This window comes from Halapricum sp. CBA1109 (genome assembly GCF_009741825.1).
Classification (GTDB): domain Archaea; phylum Halobacteriota; class Halobacteria; order Halobacteriales; family Haloarculaceae; genus Halapricum.
In genome coordinates this window covers 1-14731 of record NZ_WPCA01000069.1, presented here as the reverse complement: position 1 = coordinate 14731, position 14731 = coordinate 1, and the positions used below count along the sequence as shown (strand labels likewise).

At 66.3% G+C, this 14731-nt stretch carries 15 protein-coding genes, 1 tRNA gene and 2 pseudogenes; 5 read left to right on the top strand and 13 right to left on the bottom strand.

Annotation, left to right across the window (positions count from 1 at the left end):
- On the top strand, window positions 1–210 hold a 210-nt coding region (locus tag GJ629_RS09100; RefSeq protein WP_197428522.1), incomplete at its 5' end, for a non-canonical purine NTP pyrophosphatase.
- On the opposite strand, the gene GJ629_RS17590 is transcribed toward GJ629_RS09100, so the two are convergent.
- From GJ629_RS17590 to ahaH, 12 genes and pseudogenes are all read right to left on the bottom strand, one after another.
- Window positions 207–767, bottom strand: a complete 561-nt coding sequence (locus GJ629_RS17590; RefSeq protein WP_255475224.1) for a Brp/Blh family beta-carotene 15,15'-dioxygenase — start codon at window positions 765–767, stop codon at window positions 207–209. The two genes, GJ629_RS09100 and GJ629_RS17590, sit on opposite strands and share 4 nt — an antisense overlap.
- 67 nt (window positions 768–834) lie before the next feature.
- Window positions 835–1236: pseudogene (locus tag GJ629_RS17585) on the bottom strand (Brp/Blh family beta-carotene 15,15'-dioxygenase); the annotation flags it as partial.
- Window positions 1227–1952 carry a lycopene cyclase domain-containing protein gene (locus GJ629_RS09090; protein WP_157512691.1) on the bottom strand — a complete coding sequence of 242 codons (726 nt, stop codon included), beginning with the start codon at window positions 1950–1952 and terminating at the stop codon, window positions 1227–1229. The gene GJ629_RS09090 and the pseudogene GJ629_RS17585, both read right to left, overlap by 10 nt.
- Window positions 1953–2065: 113 nt before the next feature.
- Window positions 2066–2836 carry a bacteriorhodopsin gene (locus tag GJ629_RS09085; RefSeq protein WP_157512690.1) on the bottom strand — a complete coding sequence of 257 codons (771 nt, stop codon included), beginning with the start codon at window positions 2834–2836 and terminating at the stop codon, window positions 2066–2068.
- 130 nt (window positions 2837–2966) lie between these two features.
- Complete coding sequence (locus tag GJ629_RS09080) at window positions 2967–4385, bottom strand: V-type ATP synthase subunit B (RefSeq protein ID WP_157512689.1); 1419 nt, start codon at window positions 4383–4385, stop codon at window positions 2967–2969.
- A 2-nt stretch (window positions 4386–4387) separates the two neighbouring features.
- Window positions 4388–6151, bottom strand: coding sequence for an ATP synthase subunit A (locus GJ629_RS09075; RefSeq protein WP_157512688.1), 1764 nt, complete (start codon window positions 6149–6151; stop codon window positions 4388–4390).
- On the bottom strand, window positions 6148–6477 hold the full coding sequence (locus tag GJ629_RS09070) for a V-type ATP synthase subunit F (RefSeq protein ID WP_157512687.1): 330 nt from the start codon (window positions 6475–6477) through the stop codon (window positions 6148–6150). Before GJ629_RS09070 ends, GJ629_RS09075 begins: the two co-directional genes overlap by 4 nt.
- Entirely contained in the window at window positions 6474–7547 is a 1074-nt protein-coding gene (locus GJ629_RS09065; RefSeq protein WP_157512686.1) for a V-type ATP synthase subunit C, read from the bottom strand. Before GJ629_RS09065 ends, GJ629_RS09070 begins: the two co-directional genes overlap by 4 nt.
- Window positions 7544–8131, bottom strand: coding sequence for a V-type ATP synthase subunit E (locus GJ629_RS09060; RefSeq protein WP_157512685.1), 588 nt, complete (start codon window positions 8129–8131; stop codon window positions 7544–7546). The genes GJ629_RS09065 and GJ629_RS09060 overlap by 4 nt, the downstream gene beginning before the upstream one ends.
- A gap of 22 nt (window positions 8132–8153) precedes the next feature.
- On the bottom strand, window positions 8154–8354 hold the full coding sequence (locus GJ629_RS09055) for a F0F1 ATP synthase subunit C (RefSeq protein ID WP_231754568.1): 201 nt from the start codon (window positions 8352–8354) through the stop codon (window positions 8154–8156).
- Between the two features lie 307 nt (window positions 8355–8661).
- Window positions 8662–10860 (bottom strand): V-type ATP synthase subunit I, encoded by a 2199-nt coding sequence (locus GJ629_RS09050; RefSeq protein WP_157512683.1) that lies wholly within the window; start codon window positions 10858–10860, stop codon window positions 8662–8664.
- A complete protein-coding gene (gene ahaH / locus GJ629_RS09045; RefSeq protein ID WP_157512682.1) occupies window positions 10847–11179 on the bottom strand; it encodes an ATP synthase archaeal subunit H in 333 nt (110 codons plus the stop codon). The genes GJ629_RS09050 and ahaH overlap by 14 nt, the downstream gene beginning before the upstream one ends.
- Window positions 11180–11293: 114 nt before the next feature.
- Here ahaH and GJ629_RS09040 point away from each other — a divergent pair, with 114 nt between their 5' ends.
- The gene (locus tag GJ629_RS09040; RefSeq protein ID WP_157512681.1) at window positions 11294–11917 is read left to right on the top strand and encodes a methyltransferase domain-containing protein; all 624 of its coding nucleotides are present in this window, start codon (window positions 11294–11296) and stop codon (window positions 11915–11917) included.
- 312 nt (window positions 11918–12229) lie between these two features.
- Here GJ629_RS09040 and GJ629_RS09035 read toward each other — a convergent pair.
- Window positions 12230–12300 (bottom strand) — tRNA-Gly (locus GJ629_RS09035).
- A gap of 317 nt (window positions 12301–12617) precedes the next feature.
- On the opposite strand from GJ629_RS09035, the gene GJ629_RS09030 reads away from it, so the two are divergent.
- From GJ629_RS09030 to rpl4lp, 3 genes and pseudogenes are all read left to right on the top strand, one after another.
- Entirely contained in the window at window positions 12618–13487 is an 870-nt protein-coding gene (locus GJ629_RS09030) for a putative RNA uridine N3 methyltransferase (protein ID WP_157512680.1), read from the top strand.
- 7 nt (window positions 13488–13494) lie between these two features.
- A complete protein-coding gene (locus GJ629_RS09025) occupies window positions 13495–14505 on the top strand; it encodes a 50S ribosomal protein L3 (RefSeq protein ID WP_157512679.1) in 1011 nt (336 codons plus the stop codon).
- A gap of 3 nt (window positions 14506–14508) precedes the next feature.
- A pseudogene (rpl4lp, locus tag GJ629_RS09020) lies at window positions 14509–14731 on the top strand (50S ribosomal protein L4); the annotation flags it as partial.

Here is a 14731-nt window from a genome sequence, read left to right as displayed (position 1 = left end):
GTCGACGCCGACGGCGTCCCGGTGAAGTTCTTCGAGGGGATGGTCCCCGGCGAGATAGTCGCTCCCCGCGGCGACGGCGGGTTCGGCTTCGACCCCATCTTCGAGCACGACGGCCGCACCTTCGCGGAGCTATCGACCGAGGAGAAAAACGCCGTCTCCCACCGCGGTCGGGCGCTCGCCCGCTTCGCCGAGTGGCACGCCGACCGTTAGAGACCCTGCTTTCTGTCGAGCCACGAGACGACACCGACGTGTGGCAGCGTCACGACCGCGAGCAACACCAGATACAGGCCGCCGACTTCGGCGACCGACCCCGGCGTCTGCGGGACGGCGACGGCCAGTCCGCCGAACAACAGCAACGCGCCGACGGTCATCGGCGTCGCGTCGCGGACGAGTCGCCGGACTGCGCGACCGTCAGAACCCGATTCGAGGGCGTCGGCGGCCGCGCTGTCCAGCGCGAGCAGTCGGACGAGGTGTCGCAGCGAGTGCCACAGCGCGAAGTAGAGCCCGATGGCCAGCACGGGCGGGACCGCGAGGAAGAACGCCCACAGCAGGCCCGTCTCGGCCGCGTCGGTCCGCCACGCGTCGGTCGCGCCGGCGACGCGGTAGCCCGCATACAGAGTGCCGAGCGTCAGCGCGGCGAAACCGACGCCGAGAGCGAGGCGAACGTCGGCCCGGAACAGCGGCGCGACCCAGCCAGCGCCGTCGGGGTCGAACAGTTCGACGGCCGTCACGAGCACCGAGCGGTAGCGCTCGGGGAAGGCGAGCAACGGGGACGAGCATCGGGAGGCCGCCCCGGACGGCGACGGTGAGGCGGCCGACCCACCCCGAGACGTGGTCGGCGTCGGCCACGACGGCGAGATGCGCCCGGTCGCCCTGTCCCCAGTGGAACCACGTCAGGAGGAGAAAGAACAGAAACGAGGCCGTCGGGGCGAGAAACCACGCGAGACCATAGGCGATGGCGACAACGAGGTAGACGGCGGAGAAGCCGGTGATCCACCGGAGGGTGGGTACGTCGCCGTTGGCCCGCGGCGGCGTCAGGTGGTCCAGCGCGCCGTGGGGGAGGCCGAGGACGACCAGCGTCGCCAACAGCAGGCCGTAGCGAGCCTCGACGGGCAGCGACAGGCCGGCGAGGTGGGCGAGGGCCGCGGCGGCGAGGACGGCCCACACCGGGCGGTCGGTCACCGCCGAGAGCCGCCGTCGGACCGTCGCCGTCGGCCGTCCCACACTCACCGCCATCGCTCGATCACCCACGGGTAGAGGACCAGTCCCTGCACGACGAACAGCGTAGTGATGAAGAAGAACGCTCCCTCCTCGATGGGGAGGCCGGCGACGGTGAGGCCGGTCGTGTACCGGTCTGAGAGAAACCAGATGCCGTTCTCGATGGCGATTCGGTCGGCCACAGAGAGGTACAGCGTCGGGACGACGACGCCGACAGCGACGAGACGGGCGCGCGCGAGGAGGTGTTTCCAGCCGACGGCCCACTGGAGGGCCAGTACCGGTGCGCCCCACGCGAGGATCGCACCCATATAGAACGTGGCGTCGACGGTCAGCATCGCGAGGCCGACGACGAGTACCGGCAGGGCCGCCAAGGCACCGAGCGCCCGGTCGCGCCACGTGACGACGAGGTCGTCCGGCGGTCGTTCGACCGTCAGCGAGTACAGATGCAGCCACATCGCGCCGAGCAGCGGTTGCAGAAGGATGAACGCGTACTCCTCTATCGGGGCCTCCCAGATGACAGCGGTCACGGCCCCCTCGCCGTACCCCCACACCCCGCGGATGATGAGGTAGTTGTCCCACGGCGTCGTGTAGACGAGGGCGACGACAGTGATGATACCGACGGCGAGCGGGCTGATGACGCTGCGTCGACGCCCCCACAGCGTCGCCGCCGAGAGGACGAACAACGGCGGAACCAGAAACAGGGCGTGAAACTGTGCGTATGTGAACGGGGGCATTAGTGTACGGAAACGGAATAGTTGGCGGGCGATACGAACGTTGGGATTGTGTCCCCTACCGCACCGGGACCGACCGCCACCCAAGCGGTGGCGGGGTCAGTCGCCCGGCGGGATCAGTCGGCCGCCGCGGCGTCGCCCGACGCCGCCGCCGAGTCGTCGAGGACACTGTGGCTGCGGAGCAACACGATACCGAACCCGACCTTCGCGGTCAGGTCGAGCACCATGTAGCCGGCAGTCTCGATGTTGAGCCCCACCGCACCGATGCCCTCGGTACCGACGATCCACCAGACCGGGTAGACGAACCACAGTCCGACGATCATGTACCGGAGGGTGTTGAACGTGCTTTTGGTGTCACCCGATAGCTGCGCGGCCTTCTCCGAGAGGCCACGGAACAGGTAGAAGATCAGCACCAGGAAGAAGCCGGTACTGACTCCCCACCAGACGATGCGGTGGCCGGTGACGCCCATGACTTCGTTGCCGTTGAACTGCAGCGGCGCGGTCGTCAGCGTCGCGACCAGTCCGGTCAGGATCATCATCACGTCCAGACCGACCAGCGTTGCGATGGTCTCCCGATCAGCGCCCGCCAGCAACGCGAGGTCGTACAGCAACAGCGGGGTCGTCAGGATCCAGTCGGTGTATCGCGGCCAGTACACCGCCTCCAGCTCGGCGGCGTTATCGAACATCGTGAGGTCGATTACACCGAATCCAGTCGCCATCGCCAGATAGTTCGCGAACGCTATCGCGGCGATGAACGTCGTGACGATGTAGAATTTCTTCTGCCGGCTGGTTTTCGCGCTCTGTCCCCGGATGATGAAGTACAGCATCCCGAGGAACATTCCAGCGGTGCCGATCCACAACCATATCGATTCACTCCCTTGCGCCATGGTACACCCACACCTACAACGTACAACCTGATGTACAGTGTGCCAAACTGTTTTGGGTTGTGCAACTGGAGTTGAACTGGTCGACAGTAAAGAACGGCTCGGGGAGTCGAAACGGGTCGGAGTCGGGCGATCAGGCGTCGGCTGACGCTTCGAGGATTTCGGGACCGTCCTCGCGGTAGTGCTCCTCGATGAACTCCTCGTCGACGCGGTTGAGTTCCTCCTTGGGGAGCGTGCTCAGCAGGTCCCAGCCGATCTCGATGGTCTCGTCGATGTCGCGTTCGGTCTCGTATCCCTGCTGGACGAACTCCTCCTCGAATCGGTCGGCCAGATCGAGGTACTTGTTGTCACGTTCCGAGAGGGCCTCGCGGCCGACGATGTTGACCAGGTCCCGCAGGTCTTCACCCTCGGCGTAGGCGGCGAACAGCTGGTCTTTCACGTCGGCGTGGTCGCCGCGGGTCAGCCCCTCGCCGATACCGTCGTCCATCAGCCGCGAGAGGCTGGGCAGGACGTCGACCGGCGGCTGGACGCCCTGACTGTTGAGGTCGCGGTCGATGTAGATCTGGCCCTCGGTGATGTACCCCGTCAGGTCCGGGATCGGGTGGGTGTCGTCGTCGCCCGGCATCGTGAGGATCGGGATCTGGGTCACCGAGCCGTCACGGCCCTGGATCCGACCGGCCCGCTCGTACAGCTGGGCGAGGTCGGTGTACATATACCCGGGGTAGCCACGCCGACCAGGGACCTCCTCGCGGGCGGCCCCGATCTCGCGCAGCGCCTCGCAGTAGTTGGTCATGTCCGTGAGGATGACCAGCACGTGGTAGTCCTTCTCGAAGGCGAGGTACTCGGCGGTGGTCAGGGCCATCCGCGGGGTGACCGTCCGCTCGACGGCGGGGTCGTCCGCGAGGTTCATGAAGACGACGCTGCGTTCCAGCGCACCGGTGCGCTCGAAGTCGTCCATGAACTCGTTGGCCTCCTCGGCGGTGATCCCCATCGCGCCGAAGATGACGGCGAACTCCGAACCGTCGCCGTCCTCGTCCTCCTCGGGCACCGTCGCCTGACGCGCGATCTGGAGTGCGAGGTCGTTGTGGGGCAGCCCCGACGCCGAGAAGATGGGGAGCTTCTGCCCGCGGACGAGCGTGTTCATCCCGTCGATGGCGCTGACGCCGGTCTGGATGAACTCCTCGGGGTACTCCCGGGAGTAGGGGTTGATCGCCGCGCCGACGATGTCCTGGCGCTCGTCGGGTTCGATCTCCGGGCCGCCGTCGATAGGCTGGCCCGAGCCGTCCAGAACCCGCCCGAGGAGGTCCTCGGTGAGGTCCATCTTCAGCGTCTCGCCTTTGAACTGGACCGACGCCTGCCGGTCGATCCCGCTGGTTCCCTCGAACACCTGGATGGCGACAAGGTCACTCGTCGTCTCCAGTACCTGGCCGCGCCGTGTCTGGCCGTCGCTGGTCGTGATCTCGACGATCTCGTCGTACCCGACCGGCTCGTCGACCTCGGCGAACACCAGCGGGCCGCTGATCTCCGTGATCGTCCTGTATTCTTTTTGCATCGTTAGTATTTCTCCCGTAGCTCCTCGGTGATGTCCGCTTCGAGTTCCTCGATAAACTCGTTGTAGTCCTCCTGGACACCGATGCGGTTCAGCCGCGGCGCGTTGTCGATGTCGGTGATCTCTTCGACCGGGACGCCGGCGTCCAGCGCGTCGAAGGCCTCGTCGTTGAGCGTCTTGATCGCCCCGAGGATCCCGTAGGTCTTCTCGGGTTCACAGTAGGTGTCCGTCGGGTGGAAGGCGTTCTGCTGGAGCCACGCCTCCCGCAGGTAGCGGGCGACCTCTAAGGTCAACTGCTGGTCGTCGGGGAGGGCGTCCTTCCCGACGAGCTGGACGATCTCCTGCAGTTCGGCCTCCTCGTCGAGGGTGTCGATGGCCCACTGGCGCTGCTCGGCCCAGTCCTCGGAGACGTTCTCCTCGAACCACGGGTCGAGCTGATCGCGGTACAGCGAGTAGGACTCGTTCCAGTTGATCGCCGGGAAGTGCCGGCGTTCGGCGAGGTCGGCGTCCAGCGCCCAGAACGTCTTGACGATACGCAGCGTGTTCTGGGTCACCGGCTCCGAGAAGTCCCCGCCGGGCGGGGAGACGGCCCCGATGACGCTGACCGAACCCTCGGTGCCGTTCTTGTTCTGGTAGTAGCCGGCGCGCTCGTAGAACTGCGCGAGCCGCGCGGCCAGATACGCGGGGTAGCCCTCCTCGCCGGGCATCTCCTCCAGACGCGAGGAGATCTCCCGCATCGCCTCGGCCCACCGCGAGGTGGAGTCGGCCATCAGCGCCACGTCGTAGCCCATGTCACGGAAGTACTCCGCGATGGTGATCCCCGTGTAGACACAGGACTCGCGGGCCGCGACGGGCATGTTCGAGGTGTTGGCGATGAGGCACGTCCGGTCCATCAGGGGGTTGCCCGTCAGGGGGTCTTCCAGTTCCGGGAAGTCCTCGATCACTTCGGTCATCTCGTTGCCGCGCTCGCCACAGCCGACGTAGACGACGATGTCCGCGTCGGCCCACTTGGCGAGTTGGTGCTGGGTGACCGTCTTCCCGGAGCCGAACGGGCCCGGAATCGCGGCCGTCCCGCCCTTGGCGATGGGGAACAGGCCGTCGAGGATGCGCTGGCCGCTGATGAGCGGCTCCGTCGGCGTCTCCTTCTCGGAGGTGGGCCGGGCCTCACGGACCGGCCACTCCTGTCGCATCCTGATCTCCTCGCCCGTGTCGAGTTCGACGATGGTATCGTCGACAGTGTACTCGCCGGATTTGACGTCGACGACCTCGCCACCCTCCGAATCGGGCGGGACCATCACCTTGTGGTCGATGCTCTCGGTCTCGGGCACGATGCCGAGGATGTCGCCGGCGGTGACCTGATCGCCCGCCTCGACCTCGGGGTTGAACTCCCACTCCTTCTCGAGGTCGATGCCGGGCGCGTCGACGCCGCGGTCGAGGTACGCGCTGTTCATCTTCGATTCGAGGACGTCGAGCGGGCGCTGGACGCCGTCGTAGATGGAGTCCATCATGCCCGGCCCGAGGTCCACCGTCAGCGGTGCCCCGGTGCTCTCGACCGGTTCCCCCGGCGCGACGCCGGAGGTCTCCTCGTAGACCTGTATCGTCGTGATGTCGCCTTCGATCTCGATGACTTCGCCCATCAGCCCTTCCGTACCGACGTACACGACGTCGTTCATCCGGGCCTGCAGGTCGGTCGCCGTCACGACGGGACCACTGACGCTCTCGATGACGCCGTCCTCGCGGACGTCGTCGCTTGCTGTTGCCTTGCTCATTCGTTGTCTTCCTCCATGAGGTCGATGCCGATAGCTCGTTTGATCTGTTCACGCATCCCGCTGGACCCGCCCGAGCCACCCAGCGCGACCAACACCGGGTCGACACTCTGTTCGACGGTCCGACGGATATCCCGGGAGAGGTGGTCTAAGTCGTCGTCGTGCATCACGAGGATGCCGACGTCGTCGTCTTCGAGCAGCGTCGAGACCTCCTCGTCGAGTTGGTCGTCTTTGTCGTCGTCGGGGACGCTGACGGCCTTGCGGACGCCGGCGAGTCGGAACCCCGTAGTGAAGTCGGGGCTGCCGACGACGGCTATCTCCTTGCTCATTGTATCACCAGTTCCGTCTCTATCTCGTCGGGGTCGAGGCCGGCCTCGCGGCCGCGGGCCACGGCCCGGACGTTGTCGACTTCCCGCTCCTTGGCGAGGACGTACGACAGCACCGGGAGCACCGACACCGGATAGCGGTTGGCCAGCGTGTCGGCGAACTCGAGCAGCGCCGTGTCCAGCGCGTGCTCGAAGTCGATCAGGCTGTCGGCGTCGGCCAGTTCGTCGAGCGCGTCCGAGAGGTCCTCGCCGTAGCTGCTCTCACGGATGTGCTCGATCAACTGGTCGGTGTTGTTCACGAGCTGGTTCAGCTCGTCGGGGCTGAACAGCGTCCCACCGTCGATGTAGTACGCCGCCGGGTCCATCCCCGCGCCGCTGCGGGCCAGCCGCAGGGCGTTGCGGACGTTCCGGAAGTCGATCTCGGTGGTGATGAAATCGAGGTACAGCTCCGTCGCCCGCCCGGCGCGCTCCCGGGAGGGGAGCCCCTCGTCGATGTCCTCGAAGAACGCCCGGTCGACGGCGTTCTCCAGTGGGACGAGCAGACCCGTCTCTTCGTGGTCCTCCAAGGCCGCTTCGAGGCCGTCGCCGAACATCGTCGACTCCAGCAACTCGACGGCGGCGGGGACGGTGTCCAGCGTCGACAGCTGGTCGAGCAGGTCGTCGTCAAACTCGCCCGCACGGATGTAGTCCGACTGGATGGCGTCGGCGCCGGCGTCGGAGTAGATGCCCCGCAGCGCCGTCTTGACGTTCCAAGCGTCGAACTTCCGGAGGTAACGGGCGATGTAGTCGTACAGCCGTCCGTCGGCCCACCGCAGGAGGTCGTTGAAGTGCTTGGCGAGGTTGCGGTTCAGGGCGTACTCGATGAGGTCGACGCCGGAGTAGCGGGCCCCGAGCGCGTTCATCTCCGCCTCGTACTCGCTCTCCTCCATAAATCGGGCTATCTCGCCGGTTCCCATCCGGACGAGTTTCCGGTAGTCGTCGGCGTCGAACAGCGCCGCCCGGCGGGAGGCGACCCGCGCGATCACGTACTCGTAGTTGCTCGCCTCGCCGGAGCCGCCGTACAGCGCACTCATTGTTCTTCGTCGAACAGGTCCGCGCTGATCTCCCGCAGCGAGTCCTCCCAGACGTCCTCCAGGACGGAGTCGAACGTGTTGTCGACCCGGACCCGGGAGGCGTCGCTCTCGACGACGACGCCGCCGAGGCAGTCGATCTCGCCGCCATACTCGAAGCCGTCGAACTCCCCGGCCAGCGATTCGAGTAGGTCGGCGTCGCCTGCCCGACCGTACACCTCGGCGGTATCGACGTCCTCGAACTCGGTCGCCGCCGCCGAGAGGAGCTCACGGGTCAGTTCCTCGCGAGTGTCCGAGTCGAGGTCGGTCAGCGCGTCCTCGACGTCGGCCCGGACCTGCTGGAGGAGTTCCCGACGAGTCGCCAGTCGCTTCTGTTTGGCCTCGAGGTTCGCGCTCGAGAGCTTCTGGTCGCGCTCCTGGTCGATCTGTCGCTCGACCTCGTCCTGGCGCTCGGAGCGAATCGACTCGGCGTCGGCTTCGGCCTCGGCGATGATCTCCTCGGCCTCGGCTTCGGCCTCGTCTCTAATCTCCTCTGCACGTGCGCGGGCTTGCTCTCTGATGTCGTCTGTTACGCTGTCTAAACTCATGAGTGTGTAAGGAAGGGGGCGTTTACAGTGCGACGAGGAACACGACGACCAGCGCGAGGATGACCTGCGTCTCGGGGAGCACTGTGAGGATCAGCCCGCGACCGAACATATCGTCGTCTTCGGCGACGGCACCGACAGCGGCCGCGCCGATACCTCGCTCGGCGTAGCCCGCACCGAGCGCTGCGAGACCGACCGTCAGGGCCGCGGCGGCGGCAGCCGGCATCGCCGGGTCGCTCGTGACGACAGGAGCGGTTGAGTTGTTTTGCAGTACAACGGCGAACAGAGTGGTTGGATCGATCATAGTGGTTGTGTGGTCCGCGGTTGCTTGTAAGTCGTATCCGAACACTCCCTACTCACAACAGCGCCCCCATAAAGCTTCCCAAAACAGTTCGTCAACCCGCTCTCCCGCCCGAATACGGCGTCTGACGGATGGGATTGGTACAGCTTATCGACCCCGTTCGTGAACTGTTCACGCGGTGTTCCCTGCGAGTGTTGCCGGAAGTCCGGGGCCGGTGTCGCTGGGGCGGCTCCTACTCGTCGGTCGTGTAGGTCCGCTCGCGGCCCAGTGGCGAGTACGGCGTCCCGCCACCCTCGTAGAACTTCCCGAAGAACTCGACGTACTCCAGGCGGACCGCCTGCAGGCCGGCGCTGGAGATACCCAACACCAGCACGAGCAGGTGGCCCAACACGAGGATGACGATGCCGACGAGCACCCCGAGGATCAGTCCGACCGGCCCTTCGAGGTTGAGCAGGCCGCCGAAGACCACGTCGGCCTCCGCGTAGGAGTCGGCGAACCAGATGAGGTGGAACTCGCCGTCGTGTAGCGTCGCACCGAACACCAGCAGGTTGACCGCAAGCGCCATCCCGGCCTTCGCCAGCAGGACCGCCGCGATTCGGGTGTAGGAGACGACGTGCCCGAACGCCTCGGTGATGGACTCGATGAGGACGATTCCGCCCTCGGCGACCAGCGCCATCACGAACCCGACGCCGGCGACGGCGAGACCTGCCAGACCGACGACCTCTGGGAGCCCCGAGAAGCCCAGCGCCAGCGCGGTCTTCTCGCCACTGTCGAAGACGGTGAACATGAAGTCCGGCTTCGGCCCGGCAGCGTGGGTGCTGAACACCCACGTCCACAGCCCGACGGTCAGCAGGATCCACGACCCGCTCTCGAAGACGGCGTCTTTCAGGCCGTGGTCGAGGTTGTTTGCGAAGTCAAAGACCCGACCGATCACCAGATGGACCACGCCGAGGACGACGCTCAGCAGGAGCCACGCCTGAGCGTAGTAGGCGAAGTGGGGCTGGAGCCCCTTGTGGATCGGCGGGTGGCCGTTCCAGAGGATCTCACCGAGCTGGTGGAGCCCGAAGAACTCCCCGTAGAGGATGCCGAACAGCGCCGTGAAGCCGCCGGACCACAGCGCGATGCCGCCGAAGCTCTTCATCACGTCGCTGTCGAAGGCACGGAGCAGGTAGTAGCCCGTGGCCATGTACAGCAGGCCGTACCCGAGGTCCCCGATCATGAAGCCGAAGAAGGCCGGGAACGTCAGGAACAGGATCACCGTCGGGTCGAGTTCGGTGTACTTCGGCCGGTTGATGACCTGCACCAGCGACTCGAACGGTTTGACCGTCCCGTCGGGGTTGTCCTGGACGACCGGCGGGCTGTCGTCGGCCAGCGTGACGTAGCCGCCGTCGGCGGCGGCCTTCGGCGGTTCGGACTCCGCCTCGTCCTCGTCGTCAGCCTCGGTGACGGACCCGGTCTCGTGGTCGTCGTTCTCGACGGGCCCGTGGTCGTGGACCGCGCCGTCGTCGTCGTAGTCGGCCCGTTCGAGTTCCTCGACGTCGACGCGGTCGCCCACGGCCGACTCGAGAGCCGATTCGAGCGTCGAGACCTGCTCGGTCGGCATCCACCCTTCGGCGACGAAGGCGTTCGCCGTCGTCGCGAAGGCGATGGGCGCCTCCCGCTTTTCGGCCTCGATGGTCAGTTGCTCCTCGGCGGCCAGGAGGAAGCCGCCGACGTCCTCCCGTAGCGCCTCGAGGTCGTCCTCGACGGCCTCCAGTTCGGCCTCCAGTTCGGCCTTGCGCTCGCGGCGGTCCGCGAGGTAGGACTCAGGGTCGCCGGTGCTGTCGGGGACCGGGACCGCGGTGAACGACGCGCCGACGAGCGCGTCCTCGAGGACACCGCGGTCCTCGACGGCCGCGAAGACGGCGACCGCTCGCTCGCCGCTGAACACGTCGTAGGTGTCGATGTCCTCCTCGGCCAGCGTCGCCTCGACGGTCTCGGTGTCGCCCTCGCCGACGGCGACTTCGAGGCTGTCGTAGCCACCGAGCAGGTCCAGATCGATCCCGAGGTCGACGAACAACGAAAGCTGGTCGATCTCTTCCTCGACCGCGCGGAGTTCGTCCGACAGTTCGTCCTGTCGGTCGTCGAGGTCGTTGACCTCCTCGCGGACCTCGGCGAGTTCCGCCTCAAGTCGGTCGTCGGCGAGGACGGTCCCCTCCTCGGCGTCGTCCTCGGTGACATCGAGGATGCTCTCTAGGGCCCGCACGGTGACGAGTTTGTCCGATACGTCGTCGGCCCCGGCCATCGACTCGCCGGGGCTGAACCCCTCTATTGTGTTCTCGTACTCGCTGAGGTGGACGAGGTCGAGGTCGTACAGCACCTCGACGGTGGCTTCGAGTACCTGTTTGGAGCCGGTCACCGAGACGCGGCTCATCCGCTCAGGTCTGAGCATGCACCTCCTCCTTGAACATCTCGATCACGTCTTCGACGACCGAGTCCGTGTTCTCGCCGGCTGTCGCCCGGAGCTGTTCACACTCCTGTTCACCCTCCTCGACGATCCGGTCGCGCTCGTCTTCGATCTCGGCGCGCGCCTCCTCCAGTCGCGTCTCGGCCCACTGGTCGGCCTTCTGTCGGGCCTCCTCGCGTATCTCCTCGGCCTCCTCGCGGGCCGCCTCGAGGCGCTGTTCGTGATCGTCCTCGGCTTCGGCGACGATCTCCTCGGCCTCCTCCTCGGCCGATTTGATGTCCCGAAGAACCTGTTCACGTGGCATTGTCCAGTCGTTCGGTCCTAGCGAAAGCGGCTATTTGGTAGTTGCGAAGTGTTGTGGCGGCGACGGGGTGGAAAATGCGGAAGGTTAAGCCGGTGAAACCCGAACACGACGCCAATGGGCATCCTCGAAGACAAAGGCCGGGCACGGCTGTTCTACAAGTACCTCTCGCAGGTGTACGACCAGATCAACCCCTTCATCTGGAACGAGCAGATGCGCGACGAGGCCATCGGCTGGTTGGACCTCTCGCCTGAGGACCGCGTGCTCGACATCGGCTGTGGCACCGGCTTCGCCACCGAGGGGCTGCTCAACGAGGTCGAGACGGTGTACGGCCTCGACCAGAGCGCCCACCAGCTAGAGAAGGCCTTCGCGAAGTTCGGGACGGACGGCGCGGTGAAGTTCCACCGCGGGGACGCAGAACGCCTCCCGTTCAAAGACGACACCTTCGACGCCGTCTGGTCGTCGGGCTCTATCGAGTACTGGCCCAACCCCGTCGACGCCATCGAGGAGTGTCGCCGCGTCGCCAAACCCGGCAGCAAGGTCCTCATCGTTGGCCCCGACTACCCGAAAAACGGCGTCTTCCAGCGGATGGCCGACGCCATCATGCTGTTCTACGACGAGGCGGAGGCCGACCGGATGTTCCGCGAGGCCGGCTTCGAGGAGTTCGAACACCACATCCAACAGGCCAGACCGGGGAGTCCCCGGGCGATTACGACCGTCGCAAAAGTGCCCGAGGAGTAGCGGCGCGGTTGGCGGTAGCGGTCGGCGGGCGGTAGCGGTCGGCGGGCGGTAGTGGTCTGCGGTGACACCAGCAACGAGTCACGCGACCGAGCGCCGCAGGCGCGAGGGAGCGCCTTTTTCCCACCGATAGACTCGCTTCGCTCGTCTATCGAGCCCTCACTCGCTTCGCTCGCGAGGACCAAGTTTTTACGAGCCGAGCGGGACCGGAGGTCCCGCTGGCCGTGCGAACGGCGCTTCGCCGCCGTGAGCAGAGAGAGGTTCTCGCAGCGAGCCGAAGGCTCGCGAGGAAACCCGACGAGTAAAAAGTGGGAGTGCGCTGGCCGAGATTTGAACTCGGGTTAGGACCGTGGCAGGGTCCTGTGATACCACTACACCACCAGCGCTCACTTCGTTTGCGCCCCGCCTGCTGCGACGCGCTTCGCATCTCAACCGAAGCAGGGAGAAGAATAAAAGGCTTCCGAATCGACCGCCGGGTGGCGAATACGGGCGTCTCGGCGCGGCTACGTGGAGAGTGCGATCCAGACGGCCGCGTTTCCGGTTCCGGCAAGGCCCACGACAACGGGCCACACAGCGAACCGGCGTGTGAACGCGTCTCTCCCGTGAGATGCCGTCGCAGGCCGGTGCCGATCCGCTATTGTTTTAACTATGGGCTGAAGATGTATCGCTACAGTCTAGTGGCGTGGCGTGGAAGCGTCACGGCATGACGACCAGCGTGCTCGTGCCGTCGTCCCTCACCCGGGAAGCCGAGGACAAACGCGAGGCGACTCGCAAACTCGGTTACGTGGCCCGCGCGGCCACGGTGTTCCGGGCGGATCGGTTGACGATCATCCCTGACCCAGCGGGCGAGGGGAAGTTGGACGGCGGGTTCGTCGAAACCGTCTTACGGTACGCCGCGACACCCCCCTACCTCCGAAAGGAGGTGTGGGATAAGCGGGACGAACTGGAGTACGTGGGCGTCCTGCCGCCGCTCCGCGTGACACCACGGACCGGCTCCGGATCGAACGATTCGGGGTCGTTGAGACAGGGACTCGTGACCGAGGTCGGATCTGATGGGCGCGTCCGGGTCAATTGCGGAATGCAACACCCGATCTCTCTGGCCGTTCCCTCCGGAATGGAGGCCGGCGAGGGGGAGCGCGTTGCCGTCAGGATCTATTCGAGAGAACCGGTCCGCGCGAAGATCGTCGACGACCCCCTCCCGGGGTACGACGTCGACCGTGCGGACCTCGACGCAGCGCTCTCGCGTGCCGACGCCGGCGTGCGAATCGCGGCGTCACGCCACGGGGTCGAACTGACCACCGACCGTCTCGGCCAGCTGGTCGAGGGGATCGGTGCCGGCGACGGGGGCGACCTGACAGTCGTCTTCGGCTCGCCGGCCCGCGGCTTACCAGCCATCCTCGGTGTGGACGCCGAATCGGTCGGCCCCACCGACATCGACGAAGCGGTCACCGGATCCGAATCGGACACCCGATTCGACCTCTGGCTGAACACGATCCCGGATCAAGGCAGCGAGGTCGTCCAGACCGAGGAAGCGATGGTCGCGACCCTCGCCTGCCTCACACTCACGGAGTGAGAATCCGATGCCACAACCAAGCAGACCACGAAAAGGTTCGATGGGCTTCAGCCCCCGGAAGCGCGCCGTCTCCGAGACGCCGCGCTTCAATAGCTGGCCGTCCGACGACGGCCAGCCGGGAGTGCAGGGCTTCGCTGGCTACAAGGCCGGTATGACACACGTCGTTCTCATCAACGACCAGCCCAACTCCGCCCGCGAGGGGATGGAGACGACGGTGCCGGTAACCGTCGTCGAGACCCCGCCGATGCGGGCTGTGGCGCTTCGAGCCTACGAAGACACACCGTACGGACTTCGCCCGCTGACGGAGGTCTGGGCCGACGAGTTCCACCCGGAACTCGACCGTGCCCTGGACGTCCCGGAGGGCGGCTCCGACGGCGCAGAGGAACAGATCGAGGACGCACTACAGAACGGCGACCTCGGCGACGTGCGGGTCATCACCCACACCGTCCCGAGCGAGCTCTCTAGCGTCCCGAAGAGCAAACCCGACGTTATGGAGACACGCGTCGGTGGCGGCTCGCTGGCCGACCGGGTCGAGCACGGGCTCGACCTCGTCGAGGACGGCGGCGAGCACAGTATGACCGACGTGTTCCGCGCCGGCGAGTACGCCGACGTGGCTGGCGTCACCAAGGGCAAAGGGACGCAAGGTCCCGTCAAGCGCTGGGGCGTCCAGAAGCGGAAGGGCAAACACGCCCGCCAGGGATGGCGACGCCGGATCGGTAACCTCGGTCCGTGGAACCCCTCCCGCGTTCGCTCGACGGTCCCCCAGCAGGGCCAGACCGGCTACCACCAGCGGACGGAACTCAACAAGCGCCTGATCGACCTCGGCGACGACGACATCACCCCCGAGGGTGGCTTCGTCAACTACGGCGAGGTCGAGGGCGACTACGCGCTGGTGAAGGGTTCGGTGCCCGGTCCCAACGAGCGCCTCGTGCGCTTCCGACCGGCCGTCCGACCCGCAGACAGCCCGCGCCTCGATCCCGAGGTGCGCTACGTCTCCACCGAATCGAATCAGGGGTAACCTATGCAGGCAACAGTACACGATCTGGACGGCGACGCCGCGGACGAGCTAGACCTCCCGGAGGTCTTCGAGACGGCCTATCGGCCGGACCTCGTCCAGCGGTCGGCGCTCGCCGCCCAGGCAAACCGAAAGCAGGACTACGGTAGCGACGACTACGCCGGCCTGCGGACGCCCGCCGAATCCCACGGCAGCGGCCGCGGGATGGCGCACGTCCCGCGACAGGACG

Coding starts and splice junctions, on each gene's coding strand:
- GJ629_RS09025 (WP_157512679.1), top strand. CDS start 13,495: ATGCCACAACCAAGCAGACCACGAAAAGGTTCGATGGGCTTCAGCCCC.
- GJ629_RS09050 (WP_157512683.1), bottom strand. CDS start 10,860: ATGCTCAGACCTGAGCGGATGAGCCGCGTCTCGGTGACCGGCTCCAAA.
- GJ629_RS09065 (WP_157512686.1), bottom strand. CDS start 7,547: ATGAGTGCGCTGTACGGCGGCTCCGGCGAGGCGAGCAACTACGAGTAC.
- GJ629_RS09040 (WP_157512681.1), top strand. CDS start 11,294: ATGGGCATCCTCGAAGACAAAGGCCGGGCACGGCTGTTCTACAAGTAC.
- GJ629_RS09070 (WP_157512687.1), bottom strand. CDS start 6,477: ATGAGCAAGGAGATAGCCGTCGTCGGCAGCCCCGACTTCACTACGGGG.
- GJ629_RS09090 (WP_157512691.1), bottom strand. CDS start 1,952: ATGCCCCCGTTCACATACGCACAGTTTCACGCCCTGTTTCTGGTTCCG.
- ahaH (WP_157512682.1), bottom strand. CDS start 11,179: ATGCCACGTGAACAGGTTCTTCGGGACATCAAATCGGCCGAGGAGGAG.
- GJ629_RS09080 (WP_157512689.1), bottom strand. CDS start 4,385: ATGCAAAAAGAATACAGGACGATCACGGAGATCAGCGGCCCGCTGGTG.
- GJ629_RS09060 (WP_157512685.1), bottom strand. CDS start 8,131: ATGAGTTTAGACAGCGTAACAGACGACATCAGAGAGCAAGCCCGCGCA.
- GJ629_RS09085 (WP_157512690.1), bottom strand. CDS start 2,836: ATGGCGCAAGGGAGTGAATCGATATGGTTGTGGATCGGCACCGCTGGA.
- GJ629_RS09030 (WP_157512680.1), top strand. CDS start 12,618: ATGACGACCAGCGTGCTCGTGCCGTCGTCCCTCACCCGGGAAGCCGAG.
- GJ629_RS09055 (WP_231754568.1), bottom strand. CDS start 8,354: ATGCCGGCTGCCGCCGCCGCGGCCCTGACGGTCGGTCTCGCAGCGCTC.
- GJ629_RS09075 (WP_157512688.1), bottom strand. CDS start 6,151: ATGAGCAAGGCAACAGCAAGCGACGACGTCCGCGAGGACGGCGTCATC.